This is a genomic window from Pseudomonas sp. SWRI18 (genome assembly GCF_014268345.1).
Classification (GTDB): domain Bacteria; phylum Pseudomonadota; class Gammaproteobacteria; order Pseudomonadales; family Pseudomonadaceae; genus Aquipseudomonas; species Aquipseudomonas cedrina.
This window is the reverse complement of sequence record NZ_JACCQQ010000021.1, coordinates 1-12,706: the sequence shown is the minus strand read 5'-3', so window position 1 is coordinate 12,706 and position 12,706 is coordinate 1. Positions and strand designations below refer to the sequence as shown.

At 61.1% G+C, this 12,706-nt stretch carries 11 protein-coding genes; 6 read left to right on the top strand and 5 right to left on the bottom strand.

Annotated features, from left to right (window positions below):
* Nucleotides 1-30 precede the first annotated feature (30 nt).
* Together H0Z09_RS20835 and H0Z09_RS20830 are read left to right on the top strand one after the other, a co-directional pair.
* Complete coding sequence (locus H0Z09_RS20835) at nucleotides 31-603, top strand: hypothetical protein (RefSeq protein WP_186693101.1); 573 nt, start codon at nucleotides 31-33, stop codon at nucleotides 601-603.
* Between the two features lie 54 nt (nucleotides 604-657).
* Entirely contained in the window at nucleotides 658-1,194 is a 537-nt protein-coding gene (locus H0Z09_RS20830; protein ID WP_186693099.1) for a hypothetical protein, read from the top strand.
* A 50-nt stretch (nucleotides 1,195-1,244) separates the two neighbouring features.
* Here H0Z09_RS20830 and H0Z09_RS20825 read toward each other — a convergent pair whose 3' ends face one another.
* The 3 genes from H0Z09_RS20825 to H0Z09_RS20815 all read right to left on the bottom strand — a co-directional run bounded on the left by H0Z09_RS20825 (nucleotide 1,245) and on the right by H0Z09_RS20815 (nucleotide 4,452).
* A complete protein-coding gene (locus H0Z09_RS20825) occupies nucleotides 1,245-2,423 on the bottom strand; it encodes a VWA domain-containing protein (protein ID WP_186693097.1) in 1,179 nt (392 codons plus the stop codon).
* Nucleotides 2,423-3,268: a MoxR family ATPase gene (locus H0Z09_RS20820; protein ID WP_003210690.1), complete on the bottom strand. Its 846-nt coding sequence runs from the start codon at nucleotides 3,266-3,268 to the stop codon at nucleotides 2,423-2,425. The genes H0Z09_RS20825 and H0Z09_RS20820 overlap by 1 nt, the downstream gene beginning before the upstream one ends.
* A 107-nt stretch (nucleotides 3,269-3,375) precedes the next feature.
* A complete protein-coding gene (locus H0Z09_RS20815) occupies nucleotides 3,376-4,452 on the bottom strand; it encodes a DUF748 domain-containing protein (protein ID WP_186693095.1) in 1,077 nt (358 codons plus the stop codon).
* A gap of 124 nt (nucleotides 4,453-4,576) precedes the next feature.
* On the opposite strand from H0Z09_RS20815, the gene cysK reads away from it, so the two are divergent.
* Complete coding sequence (gene cysK / locus H0Z09_RS20810; RefSeq protein WP_076950271.1) at nucleotides 4,577-5,551, top strand: cysteine synthase A; 975 nt, start codon at nucleotides 4,577-4,579, stop codon at nucleotides 5,549-5,551.
* Between the two features lie 106 nt (nucleotides 5,552-5,657).
* Nucleotides 5,658-6,593: an aspartyl/asparaginyl beta-hydroxylase domain-containing protein gene (locus H0Z09_RS20805; protein WP_186693093.1), complete on the top strand. Its 936-nt coding sequence runs from the start codon at nucleotides 5,658-5,660 to the stop codon at nucleotides 6,591-6,593.
* A 140-nt stretch (nucleotides 6,594-6,733) separates the two neighbouring features.
* On the opposite strand, the gene acnA is transcribed toward H0Z09_RS20805, so the two are convergent.
* Nucleotides 6,734-9,475, bottom strand: coding sequence for an aconitate hydratase AcnA (gene acnA / locus H0Z09_RS20800; protein WP_186693091.1), 2,742 nt, complete (start codon nucleotides 9,473-9,475; stop codon nucleotides 6,734-6,736).
* A gap of 188 nt (nucleotides 9,476-9,663) precedes the next feature.
* Here acnA and rlmM point away from each other — a divergent pair, with 188 nt between their 5' ends.
* Nucleotides 9,664-10,740, top strand: coding sequence for a 23S rRNA (cytidine(2498)-2'-O)-methyltransferase RlmM (gene rlmM / locus H0Z09_RS20795; protein WP_186693089.1), 1,077 nt, complete (start codon nucleotides 9,664-9,666; stop codon nucleotides 10,738-10,740).
* Nucleotides 10,741-10,884: 144 nt separating this feature from the next.
* Nucleotides 10,885-11,130: a sulfurtransferase TusA gene (gene tusA / locus H0Z09_RS20790; RefSeq protein ID WP_076950275.1), complete on the top strand. Its 246-nt coding sequence runs from the start codon at nucleotides 10,885-10,887 to the stop codon at nucleotides 11,128-11,130.
* Here the strand turns inward: tusA and H0Z09_RS20785 are convergent.
* Nucleotides 11,127-12,521, bottom strand: a complete 1,395-nt coding sequence (locus tag H0Z09_RS20785; RefSeq protein ID WP_186693086.1) for an MATE family efflux transporter — start codon at nucleotides 12,519-12,521, stop codon at nucleotides 11,127-11,129. The two genes, tusA and H0Z09_RS20785, sit on opposite strands and share 4 nt — an antisense overlap.
* Between the last annotated feature and the right edge of the window lie 185 nt (nucleotides 12,522-12,706).

Genomic DNA, 12,706 nt, shown 5'->3' with positions numbered 1-12,706 from the left:
TCCACCTTGGTGCCATGGAAAGGAGTTCACATGCGATACCTCATAGCAACGGCCAGCGTCAGCCCCGGCAATGTTGCGCCTGATTCGGTCCATCTTGGGTTATATGAGTCAGGCGAGCCTCCTGCGCTCGTCAAGCAGGCGACGGCGGATAACTTGCAGGGCGCGGCGGCGATCATCACCGACGACGTCATCGATGACGGCGTGATTGATTCCGCCGATGAGCGTTGGGTCCAGCGCTTCGCGCAGCAGTACCTGGCGTTCGACTGGTTCAGCGGCGCCGGGCCTTTCGACAAACACCTGAAGGTTTTCGCCGAGGATTTCGACAGCTGCGGGGTCGCTCAGACCGTGCGCCTGCACTTCTACCTGGCGCCCGATGCCCTGGCGTTCAGCGCCGGTTACCAGACCGATGCCGACGGCAAGGGGATGGAATTGACGATCTTCCCCGACGTCAATGGCGACAAGCAGATCGACTATGTGGACGCCCAGCTCGTCCGTCAATTGGCGCTCAACTTCCTGGCTTTGCGCTGGTACGGCACTCACGAGCATACCTTTTGCCAACTGCAGCTCTTTGGGGCAGGAGGCAAGCATGGCCTCCATCAATAGTCATGACCTGAGCACATTGCCCACGCGACCATATTCCCGCAGGGAGGTAACCCTATGCGCTACATGAAACTCGTCGCCCAATGTTTATACGAAGACGGCAGCCCCGACGCGGTGACGCTGGAGTGGCACGACAGTCAGCAGGCGCCGTCGCTTGTGCGCTGCGTCACGGTGTTCGACATGAACAATGATGGCAAACTCGATTGCGCGCAGCCGGAGGACGTCGACAACGACGACGTCAGTAATGAATGGGACCGGTTCAAGGCGATCACCCTGGCGCGTCAGTTCCTTGATTTCAAGTGGTACAGCCGGGATCAATCGTTGAGCAAGTTCCTCAAGGTGTCGGCCCATGCCGCGCACCCCGGTGCCTGTGCGGACACGGTACGGCTGGCGTTTCATATCGGCGAGGCGCATGTGGCGTTCAAGGCTGAGTTCTTCAGCGTTGCAGAAGGCCCCCAAGGGGCGTTCAATCCGGACGTCAACGGGGATGGTCAGGTCGATTTCGTGGATGCGGACCTGGTTCGGGCGTTCTGCGCCGGCTACCAGGCGTTGGGTTGGTTCAGCGCCGGTCAGCCGGCCGCTGCCAAGCAGTAAAAGCCTCAGGGCAGGGGGCTGGCGATTGCAAGGGTCCCTTGCCTGGGTGCTTATTTGGAAAGAAACCGCATCCCTTCCTCAAGCCCGCGCAACGTCAACGGATACATCTGGTCCTCCACCAACTCCCGCACGATCCCGGTCGACGCCGTATACCCCCAGGTGTCCTTCGGATACGGATTAATCCAGATCAGCTTCTTGTACTTGGCCATGAAACGCTGCATCCACACATACCCGGCTTCCTCATTCCAGTGCTCCACGCTGCCGCCGGCCTGGGTGATCTCATACGGCGCCATCGACGCGTCGCCGATAAAGATCACTTTGTAATCGGCGCCGTACTTGTGCAGCAGGTCCTGAGTGGAGGTGCGTTCGGAGGTGCGGCGCAGGTTGTTCTTCCACACCGACTCATAGACGAAGTTGTGGAAGTAGAAGTACTCCAGGTGCTTGAACTCGGTCTTGCACGCCGAGAAAAGCTCTTCGCAGATCTTCACGTGGGCATCCATCGAGCCGCCGATATCAAACAGCAGCAACAACTTGATGGTGTTACGCCGCTCCGGGCGCATCTGAATATTCAACAGCCCGGCATCACGGGCGGTATGGTCGATGGTGCCGTCGATATCGAGCTCTTCGGCCGCACCCTGGCGTGCGAATTTGCGCAGGCGGCGCAAGGCGATCTTGATGTTGCGCGTACCCAATTCGACCTGGTCGTCGAGGTTCTTGTACTCGCGCTGGTCCCACACCTTGACCGCCTTGCCCTGGCGTTTGCCGGCATCGCCCACGCGAATGCCTTCCGGGTTGTAGCCGCCAGAACCGAACGGGCTGGTGCCGCCGGTGCCGATCCACTTGTTGCCGCCGGCATGGCGTTCCTTCTGTTCTTCCAGGCGTTTCTTGAATGCTTCGATCAACTTGTCCAGGCCACCCAAGGACTGGATCTGTGCGCGTTCTTCATCGGTCAGCGAGCGCTCGAATTCCTTGCGCAACCAGTCTTCGGGGATCAGCGCCTGCAAATGGTCGTCGAGCTTTTCCAGGCCGTGGAAGTAGGCGCCGAAAGCTCGGTCGAACTTGTCGAAATGCCGCTCGTCCTTGACCAGGATCGCCCGGGCCAAGTAATAGAACTCGTCCATGTCGGCGAAGGTCACGCGCTGTTTCAGCGCGTTGATCAAATCGAGCAGCTCGCGCACCGACACCGGCACCTTGGCTGCGCGCATCTCGTTAAACAGGTTGAGCAACATCAGCGGTTACCGCGACGGCTCATGAACGCCAGACGCTCGAGCAACTGCACGTCCTGCTCGTTCTTCACCAGCGCGCCGGCCAGCGGTGGGATGGCCTTGGTCGGGTCGCGCTCGCGCAGCACCGCTTCGCCGATGTTGTCGGCCATCAGCAGCTTGAGCCAGTCGACCAGTTCGGAAGTGGAAGGTTTTTTCTTCAGGCCCGGCACCTTGCGCACGTCGAAGAATACGTCCAGCGCTTCGCTGACCAGGTCTTTCTTGATATCGGGGTAGTGCACATCGACGATCTTTTGCAGGGTGGTGCGATCGGGGAAGGCAATGTAGTGGAAGAAGCAGCGGCGCAGGAACGCGTCCGGCAGCTCTTTTTCGTTGTTGGAAGTAATGATGATGATCGGGCGCTTCTTGGCCTTGATGGTCTCGTCGATTTCGTAGACGTAGAACTCCATCTTGTCGAGTTCTTGCAACAGGTCGTTGGGGAATTCGATGTCGGCCTTGTCGATTTCGTCGATCAGCAGGATCACCCGCTCCTCGGATTCGAAGGCTTCCCAGAGCTTGCCCTTTTTCAGGTAGTTGCGCACATCGTGCACCTTGTCCACGCCCAGCTGCGAGTCGCGCAGGCGGCTGACCGCGTCGTACTCGTATAAGCCCTGATGGGCCTTGGTGGTGGATTTGATGTGCCAGGTAATCAACTTGGCACCGAAGGATTCGGCCAGTTGCTCGGCGAGCATGGTCTTGCCGGTGCCGGGTTCGCCCTTGACCAGCAGCGGACGCTCCAGGGTAATGGCGGCGTTCACGGCCAGTTTCAGGTCATCGGTGGCAACGTAGGCCTGGGTGCCTTCGAACTTCATCGGTCATTCCTCGGATTCATCAATGCCCGGACTATACCGCGCAGCCCCGGCGACTGTGAACGCAGACGGGTTATTCAGTCTCTGAATGGCCAGTCACTGTGCCACATTTAGTCCGCGCCAGGCTTGGGCTGCTCGTACCGGGCGTTGAAAGCCTGGATGAAACCGTTGCGTAGGATCGCCAGGAACGCAGAGAACGCGCTGACATCCTGCTGGTGCACGCTGCCGCTCAGTTCAACACGCGTGGCGAACTGGTTCTTGCGCTGGTTTTTCAGCACCGTCTCGCTGGCGCCGACCACGGCTTCCCAGATCGAGCGGAAGATGTTCTTGTCCTTGTCTTCCACGTCCTGCTTCCAATCGAAAACTTCCACATCGCGCAGCAAGGGCTTGATATAGCCGCTCAGTTGGCCTTTTTCCGCCTGCGCTTCGACCACCACGTCGCCGGTGCCGGACTTGAAGTCGAACTTGCCATAGGCGGAGGCGAAGTCATTCATGCGTTTGAGTTGCAAGTCACGGGCGCGGAAGCGGAACTCGAATTCCTCGAAGTCACTCAGCGGGTCAAAGGTGGCCGTGGCTTCCAGGGGCGCCTGGCCTTGCAGCAGGGCCTTGCCTTCGAAACGCGCGTCACGCTTGCCTTTGACGTCCACCACATTGGTAAGGTTGTAGAAACTCGCGTTGACCGCCGTCGCGTTGATGTTCACCGCGGGTTTGGAGTTGAAGTTATGGAAGGCGATTTTGCCGTCTTCGATGCGCATTTCATTGAGGGTGATCGGCAGCAATTTGCTCAACTGTTCCTGCCAGTCGGTGCCTTTACCGGTCTGGGACGCCTGCTTGTTTGCACCGCCATCGACGAAGTTGATCTCAGGATTGACGAAATGCCCCTCGGCGACCACGGCATGGTCGTACCACAGCGAGTGCCAGCTCACGGCGAATTCGATCTGCGGCGCGTTGACGAACGGCACCGGTACCTTGCCATCCACCTTGACGATCTTCAGGCCATTGATGCGGTACGCACCGCGCCACAAGGCCAGGTCCACGTCGGTGATTTCGCCACGGTAGTCACCCATGTCGGCGAGCTTTTCATTCAAATAGTTACGCACCAGGTAGGGCAGCGCGATGTTCAAGGCAACCAGCACCACCACCAGCCCGGCGATGGTCCATAGCGGCCAACTGTAGCGACGTTTCATTGGGCAGTTCTCCTAGCAGTTAGGAGATTGACTGTTCGGGTGGCGCCAACGTTCCTCCGACTGGACGCCTTGAAAGGTGAGGCATACCCTTGGACCTTCCTGAAAACCGCCAATAGGACCCGTCATGAGCCGCATCTTTGCAGACAACGCGCACTCCATCGGTAATACGCCCCTGGTTCAGATCAACCGTATCGCACCGCGTGGCGTGACCATCCTGGCCAAGATCGAAGGGCGTAACCCGGGGTATTCGGTGAAGTGCCGCATTGGCGCCAACATGATCTGGGACGCCGAAAGCAGCGGCAAACTCAAGCCGGGCATGACCATTGTCGAGCCCACCTCCGGCAACACGGGCATTGGCTTGGCGTTTGTCGCCGCCGCCCGTGGCTACAAGCTGTTGCTGACCATGCCGGCGTCGATGAGCATCGAGCGGCGCAAGGTGCTCAAGGCCCTGGGCGCCGAACTGGTGCTGACCGAGCCGGCCAAGGGCATGAAGGGCGCTATCGAGAAAGCCGCTGAAATCCTCGCCAGCGACCCGGCCACCTACTTTATGCCGGCCCAGTTCGAAAACCCGGCCAACCCGGCGATCCATGAGAAAACCACCGGTCCGGAGATCTGGAACGACACCGACGGCGCGGTAGACGTGTTGGTGGCGGGCGTGGGCACTGGCGGCACCATCACTGGTGTGTCGCGCTATATCAAGAACGTCCAAGGCAAGCCGATCTTGTCGGTCGCCGTTGAACCGAGCGTCTCGCCGGTCATCACTCAGGCGCTGGCCGGTGAAGAGATCAAGCCCAGCCCGCACAAGATCCAGGGCATCGGCGCCGGTTTCGTGCCGAAAAACCTCGACCTGTCGATGGTCGACCGCGTCGAGCTGGTGACCGACGACGAATCCAAGGCCATGGCCCTGCGCCTGATGCAGGAAGAGGGGATTCTGTGCGGTATCTCGTGCGGCGCCGCGATGGCCGTGGCGGTGCGCCTGGCCGAGAAACCGGAGATGCAGGGCAAGACGATCGTGGTGATTCTGCCGGACTCCGGGGAGCGCTACCTGTCGAGCATGCTGTTCAGCGATTTGTTTACCGAACAGGAAAACCAGGCTTGATTTGAGTCAGCGCCGATAAACCGGGCCTTCTGCATACTCGCCCAACTGTTTATCATGGCCGGCTGCTACGTCTGCTGGCCAGGCGCTTATTTTCAGGAGTTGCTGCATGACCTTTTCTTTGGCCACCAAACTGTCGGTATTACTGCTGTTCATCGGCAGCACGCTGTACGTGCACCTGCGCGGCAAGGCGCGTTTGCCGATGTTGCGCCAGTTCGTCAACCATTCGGCGCTGTTCGCTCCGTATAACGCCTTGATGTACCTGTTCTCGGCCGTGCCGTCCAAGCCGTATCTGGACCGCAGCAAGTTCCCGGAACTGGATGTGCTCAAGGACAACTGGGAAGTGATCCGCGAAGAGGCCATGCACCTGTTCGACGAGGGTTACATCCGCGCCGCCGAAAAGAACAACGACGCCGGCTTCGGTTCGTTTTTCAAGAAGGGCTGGAAGCGTTTCTACCTCAAGTGGTACGACAAACCGCTGCCCTCGGCCGAAGCGCTGTGCCCCAGGACTGTGGCCTTGGTGAGCAGCATTCCCAACGTGAAGGGCGCGATGTTCGCGCTGTTGCCAGGCGGCAGCCACCTCAACCCGCACCGCGATCCCTTTGCCGGCTCGCTGCGTTATCACCTGGGGCTGTCCACGCCGAACTCCGACGACTGCCGCATCTTCGTCGACGGCCAGGTCTACGCCTGGCGCGACGGCGACGACGTGATGTTCGATGAGACCTACGTGCACTGGGTCAAGAACGAAACCGAACAGACCCGGGTGATCCTGTTCTGCGACATCGAACGACCGCTGAGCAATCGCCTGATGACCCGCATCAACCGCTGGGTCAGTAAACAACTGGGGCGCGCGACCGCGCCGCAGAACCTGGACGACGAGCGGGTGGGCGGGATCAACCAGGCCTATGCGTGGAGCAAGACGTTCAGCGACAAATTCAGTGGCGTGGTCAAGCAGTGGAAGCGCAAGCATCCTAAGGCGTACAGGATCGCGCGGCCGGTGTTGGCGGTTGTTGTGCTGGTATTGTTGTGGCGCTGGTTGTTCTGATCGTAACGCGGTCAAAACTGTGGGAGCGGCGGTGCGACGATTCGACTTGCTCGCGAATGCGGAGTGTCAGTCGCTACATTCTTGACTGATCTACCGCATTCGCGAGCAAGCCCGCTCCCACATTGGTTTTGCAGTGTGGCTTATGACGCGATCAACTGGCGCAACACGTAGTGCAAAATCCCGCCCGACTTGAAGTACTCCACTTCATTCAGCGTATCAATCCGGCACAGCACCTCGACCTTCTCGCTGCTGCCATCCTCCCGTGTAATCACCAGGGTCAGGTTCATCCGCGGCACGATCTCAACGTCGTTCAGCCCAAGAATGTCGACCTTCTCCTTGCCCGTCAGCTTGAGTGACTTGCGGTTCTGATCCAGCTTGAATTGCAACGGCAGCACGCCCATGCCCACCAGATTGGAGCGGTGAATGCGCTCGAAACTCTCGGCAATCACCGCCTTGACGCCCAGCAGGTTGGTGCCCTTGGCGGCCCAGTCACGACTCGAACCCGTGCCGTATTCCTGGCCGGCGATCACCACCAGCGGCGTGCCCGAGGCCTGGTACTTCATCGAGGCGTCATAGATCGCCATCTTCTCGCCGGTCGGGATGTAGAGCGTATTGCCGCCTTCTTCGCCGCCGAGCATTTCATTGCGGATGCGGATGTTGGCAAAGGTGCCGCGCATCATCACTTCATGGTTACCGCGGCGCGAACCATAGGAGTTGAAGTCGCGCGGCTCCACGCCTTTTTCCCGCAGGTAGCGGCCGGCGGGGCTGTCGGTCTTGATGTTGCCGGCGGGGGAGATGTGGTCAGTGGTTACCGAATCACCGAGCAAAGCCGCCACATTGGCGCCTTTGACGTCCTGGATCCGCGGCAGCGGCCCGGCAATATCGTCAAAGAACGGCGGGTGCTGGATGTACGTCGAATCCTCCTGCCACACGTAGGTCGCCGCTTGCGGCACTTCGATGGCCTGCCACTGCTCATCGCCGCCGAACACTTCGGCGTATTCCTTGTGGAACATGCCCGTGGTGACCTGTGCCACCGCGTCGGCGATTTCCTGGCTGCTGGGCCAGATGTCCTTCAGGTACACCGGATTGCCATCCCGATCGTTACCCAAAGGCTCGCTGCTGATATCGATGCGCACGGTACCGGCCAGCGCGTAGGCGACGACGAGGGGCGGCGAGGCCAGCCAGTTGGTTTTCACCAGCGGGTGCACGCGGCCTTCGAAGTTGCGGTTGCCGGACAGTACCGAGGCGACGGTGAGGTCGGCTTTCTGGATGGCTTTCTCGATCGGCTCAGGCAACGGCCCGGAGTTGCCGATGCAGGTGGTGCAGCCGTAACCCACCAGGTCGAAGCCGAGCGTGTCCAGGTACTGCGTGAGGCCCGCCGCCTTGTAGTAGTCGGTGACCACTTTGGAGCCTGGGGCCAGGGAGGTTTTTACCCACGGCTTGCGGGTCAGGCCCTTTTCCACGGCTTTTTTCGCCACCAGACCGGCGGCCATCATCACGCTGGGGTTGGAGGTGTTGGTGCAGGACGTGATCGCGGCGATCACCACAGCGCCGTTTTTCAGGCGGTAGGTCTGGCCGTCGTACTCGTAATCCGCTTCGCCCACCAAGTCGGCATTGCCGACGGCAACACCACCGCCGCCTTCGCTTTCCAAACGGCCTTCTTCTTTATTGGTGGGTTTGAATTGCAGGTCAAGGAAGTCGCTGAATGCCTGAGCGACGTTCGGCAGGGCCACGCGGTCCTGCGGCCGTTTCGGCCCGGCCAGGCTGGCCTCTACACTGCCCATGTCCAAGGCCAGGCTGTCGGTGAACACTGGCTCCTGGCCGGCGTTGCGCCACAGACCCTGGGCCTTGGTATAAGCCTCGACCAGTTTGACCGTTTGTTCCGGACGACCCGACAGGCGCAGGTAGTCCAGCGTCACTTCATCTACCGGGAAAAAGCCGCAGGTGGCGCCGTATTCCGGGGCCATGTTGGCGATAGTCGCGCGATCCGCCAAGGGCAGGTCGGCCAGGCCGTCGCCATAGAATTCGACGAATTTACCCACCACGCCTTTTTTGCGCAGCATCTGGGTCACGGTCAACACCAGGTCGGTGGCAGTGATGCCTTCCTTCAATTTGCCGGTGAGCTTGAAGCCGATCACCTCTGGAATCAGCATCGACACCGGCTGGCCGAGCATCGCCGCTTCCGCTTCGATACCGCCCACGCCCCAGCCCAGTACGCCGAGGCCGTTGATCATGGTGGTGTGGGAGTCGGTGCCCACCAGCGTGTCCGGGAAGGCATAGGTACGGCCGTCTTCGTCCTTGGTCCAGACGGTGCGGCCCAGGTATTCGAGGTTGACCTGGTGGCAGATGCCGGTGCCCGGTGGCACCACGCTGAAGTTGTCAAAGGCGCTCTGGCCCCAGCGCAGGAAGGCGTAGCGTTCGCCGTTGCGCTGCATCTCGATGTCGACGTTTTGCTCGAATGCATCGGCGTTGCCGAACTTGTCGACCATCACCGAGTGGTCGATCACCAGGTCCACCGGCGACAGCGGGTTGATGCGCTGCGGGTCGCCCCCGGCCTTGGCCACGGCGGCGCGCATGGCGGCCAGGTCGACCACGGCGGGTACGCCGGTAAAATCCTGCATCAATACACGGGCGGGGCGGTACTGGATCTCGCGGTCGGACCGGCGTTCCTTGAGCCAGGCCGCAATCGCCTTGAGGTCGGCGCCGGTGACGGTCTTGTTGTCTTCCCAGCGCAGCAGGTTTTCCAGCAGCACCTTGAGCGACATCGGTAGCGTGTCCAGGTCGCCCAGGCTCTTGGCGGCCTCGGGCAGGCTGAAGTAGTGGTAGGTTTTGCTGTCTATTTCCAGGGTCTTAAGGGTTCTCAGGCTATCAAGCGATGACATGATATGGCTCCTTATGGTCCGCACGGCTACGGACCTGACGGGACGAACAGAGCGATCAAGGTAGCCCTGTTTTCATTAGCAGACTAATAACTGGACTCTATGGTTAAGTCCAAGGTTCCGATCAGCTATCATGCGCGCGTTTTCATGACAGGCATTGCGATAGCGCAAGCAGGTTACCAGGAGAGTTGATGAACACCCTTTTTATGCACTGCCGCCCGGGTTTTGAAGGCGAAGTCTGTTCCGAGATAGCGGAGCACGCCGCGCGCCTGAACGTCTCCGGCTACGCCAAGGCCAAGACTGGCAGCGCCTGCGCCGAATTTGTCTGCACCGAAGACGACGGCGCCCAGCGCCTGATGCACGGCCAGCGCTTTGCCGAGTTGATCTTCCCCAGGCAGTGGGCGCGCGGGGTGTTCATTGACCTGCCGGAAACCGACCGCATCAGCGTGATCCTGGCGCACCTGCAAGGTTTCCCGCTGTGCGGGAGCCTGTGGCTGGAAATGGTTGACACCAACGACGGCAAGGAACTGTCGAATTTCTGCAAGAAATTCGAGGTGCACCTGCGCAAAGCCTTGTTGAATGCCGGCAGACTGGTGGACGACCCGAGCAAACCGCGCCTGCTGTTGACCTTCAAGAGCGGCCGCGAAGTGTTCATGGGCCTGGCCGAGTCGAACAACTCGGCGATGTGGCCGATGGGTATCCCGCGCCTCAAGTTCCCGCGTGACGCGCCCAGCCGTTCGACGCTCAAGCTGGAAGAGGCCTGGCACCACTTCATCCCCCGCGACCAGTGGGACGAGCGCCTGCATGGCGACATGACCGGCGTCGACCTCGGCGCAGCCCCCGGCGGCTGGACCTGGCAACTGGTCAACCGTGGCATGCTGGTGACCGCCATCGACAACGGCCCCATGGCCGAAAGCCTGATGGACACCGGCCTGGTGCAGCATTTGATGGCCGACGGCTTCACCTTCGTGCCCAAGCAGCCGGTGGACTGGATGGTCTGCGATATCGTCGAGAAGCCGGCGCGTAACGCAGCGCTGCTGGAAACCTGGATTGGCGAGGGGTATTGCCGTGAAGCGGTGGTGAACCTGAAATTGCCGATGAAGCAGCGTTACGCCGAAGTGAAGCGCTTGCTGGAGCGTATCGAGGAAGGCTTCAAGACGCGTGGCATTCGCGTAGAGATCGGTTGCAAGCAGCTGTACCACGACCGCGAGGAAGTGACCTGCCACCTGCGCCGGCTTGTAGACGCAAAGAAACCCAGGGCCCGCTGAGCCTTCAAGGTGAACACAGGACCCATGTGGGAGCGGGCTTGCTCGCGAAAGCGGTATAACTGTCGAAATTTATGTTGAATGTGCCCGCGTCTTCGCGAGCAAGCCCGCTCCCACAGGAGATCGGGTTGGTTTTAGGAGTGAAGTATGAGTCTTGAACTGCCTGTCGACGCGACTTTGGACGCCACCGGCCTCAACTGCCCGGAACCTGTGATGATGCTGCACCAGCACATCCGCGACCTGCCGGCCGGCGGGCTGCTCAAGGTGATCGCGACCGACCCGTCGACGCGCCGCGATATCCCCAAGTTCTGCGTGTTCCTTGACCACGAACTGGTGGATCAGCAGGAGCAGGCCGGTACTTACCTGTACTGGATTCGCAAGAAAGCCGATTAAGCCCGCGCCTTGTCGGCGCGGATGCGCCGGCGTGCGCTGCGCGCCAGGCGCACCAGCAGCATCCCGGCCGCGCAGCTCAGGCCCACGATCAGGCCTTGCCACAAGCCGCTTGGGCCGCTCGGCTCGCCCAGCCAATCGGTGAGCCCCAGGGCGTAGCCGACCGGCAGGCCCACGCCCCAATACGCGAACAGGGTCAGCACCATGGTCACCCGCGTGTCCTGGTAGCCACGCAGCGCGCCCGCCGCAGTGACCTGGATCGAGTCGGAGAACTGGAACAGCGCCGAGAACACAATCAGCATCGACGCCAAGTGAATCACCACCGGGTCCGGGGTGTAGATCGCCGCGATCTGCTCGCGAAACACCAGCATCAGGCTGCAGGACAGGCAAGCGTAGGCCAGCGCCGTGCCCATGCCGACGCCGGCGGCGAAGCGTGCCTCACGCGGCTCGCCACGCCCCAGCGCCTGGCCGACGCGCACGGTCACGGCCATGCTCAAGGAGTAGGGGACCATGAACACCAGCGAGCTGACATTCAGCGCGATCTGGTGGCCGGAAACCACGGTGGCCCCCAGGCTGCCGAGCAGCAGGGCGATCACCGCAAAAATGCTCGACTCGGCAAAAATCGCAACGCCGATGGGCAGGCCGATGCCCAGTACTCGCTTGATCACCGTCCACTGCGGCCAGTCGAAACGCTTGAACAACTCGCTGCTCTGGTAGGCCTCGCCCCAACGGGTCCAAACCGCCAGGCCCAGCAGCATCACCCACATCGCAATGGCCGTGGCCCAGCCACACCCGACACCGCCCATGGCCGGCACGCCCAAGTGACCGTAGATGAAGATGTAGTTCAGCGGAATATTCAGCGCCAGGCCGCACAGGCCCATGACCATGCTCGGCCGCGTGCGGCCCAGGCCGTCACTGAAGCAACGCAGCACGTAATACAGCGCAATGGCCGGCATGCCGGCGGCGATGCCGTGCAGGTAACCCATGGAGGGCTCGATCAGGTCCGGCTCGACCTTCATCGCCTGCAGGATCGGTTCGGCGCAGAGCAACAACAACGCCCCCGAGATCCCGACCACCACCGCCAACCACAAGGATTGACGCACCAGCGGCCCGATTTCACTGAACTGGCCGGCACCGTAGCGCTGGGCGACTTTTGGTGTAGTGGCCAGCAGCGTGCCGGTCATCAACAGGTACACGGGAATCCAGATCGAGTTGCCCAGGCCCACCGCCGCCAGGTCCTGCGGGCTGACACGCCCGGCCATCACCGCATCGACAAAGCTCATCGCGGTGGTGGCCAGTTGGCCGATGATGATCGGCAAGGCAAGCGTCAGCAGGCCGCGCACTTCCCGGCGGACGCGGGCGGGACGGGTGAGGGGGGCGGTGGCAGTGTTCACGTACAGGTGTCCAGTCAAAAGGCAGGTCAAGGACGGCGCAGTCTACGCCTTGACGCATCGGTCAGGAAAAAACCTGTGTTAGCGATTTGTAAACGGTTTTCCAAGCGGTGGGGGGGGGGGCCGGGAGTCTAACTCGGTCAAAACTGTGGGAGCGGGCTTGCTCGCGAATGCGGTGTGTCAGTCAC

Bases quoted from the DNA above. Each gene is read 5' to 3' on its own strand.
- H0Z09_RS20835 (WP_186693101.1), top strand. From the start codon at position 31: ATGCGATACCTCATAGCAACGGCCAGCGTCAGCCCCGGCAATGTTGCG.
- H0Z09_RS20830 (WP_186693099.1), top strand. From the start codon at position 658: ATGCGCTACATGAAACTCGTCGCCCAATGTTTATACGAAGACGGCAGC.
- H0Z09_RS20825 (WP_186693097.1), bottom strand. From the start codon at position 2,423: ATGTTGCTCAACCTGTTTAACGAGATGCGCGCAGCCAAGGTGCCGGTG.
- H0Z09_RS20820 (WP_003210690.1), bottom strand. From the start codon at position 3,268: ATGAAGTTCGAAGGCACCCAGGCCTACGTTGCCACCGATGACCTGAAA.
- H0Z09_RS20815 (WP_186693095.1), bottom strand. From the start codon at position 4,452: ATGAAACGTCGCTACAGTTGGCCGCTATGGACCATCGCCGGGCTGGTG.
- cysK (WP_076950271.1), top strand. From the start codon at position 4,577: ATGAGCCGCATCTTTGCAGACAACGCGCACTCCATCGGTAATACGCCC.
- H0Z09_RS20805 (WP_186693093.1), top strand. From the start codon at position 5,658: ATGACCTTTTCTTTGGCCACCAAACTGTCGGTATTACTGCTGTTCATC.
- acnA (WP_186693091.1), bottom strand. From the start codon at position 9,475: ATGTCATCGCTTGATAGCCTGAGAACCCTTAAGACCCTGGAAATAGAC.
- rlmM (WP_186693089.1), top strand. From the start codon at position 9,664: ATGAACACCCTTTTTATGCACTGCCGCCCGGGTTTTGAAGGCGAAGTC.
- tusA (WP_076950275.1), top strand. From the start codon at position 10,885: ATGAGTCTTGAACTGCCTGTCGACGCGACTTTGGACGCCACCGGCCTC.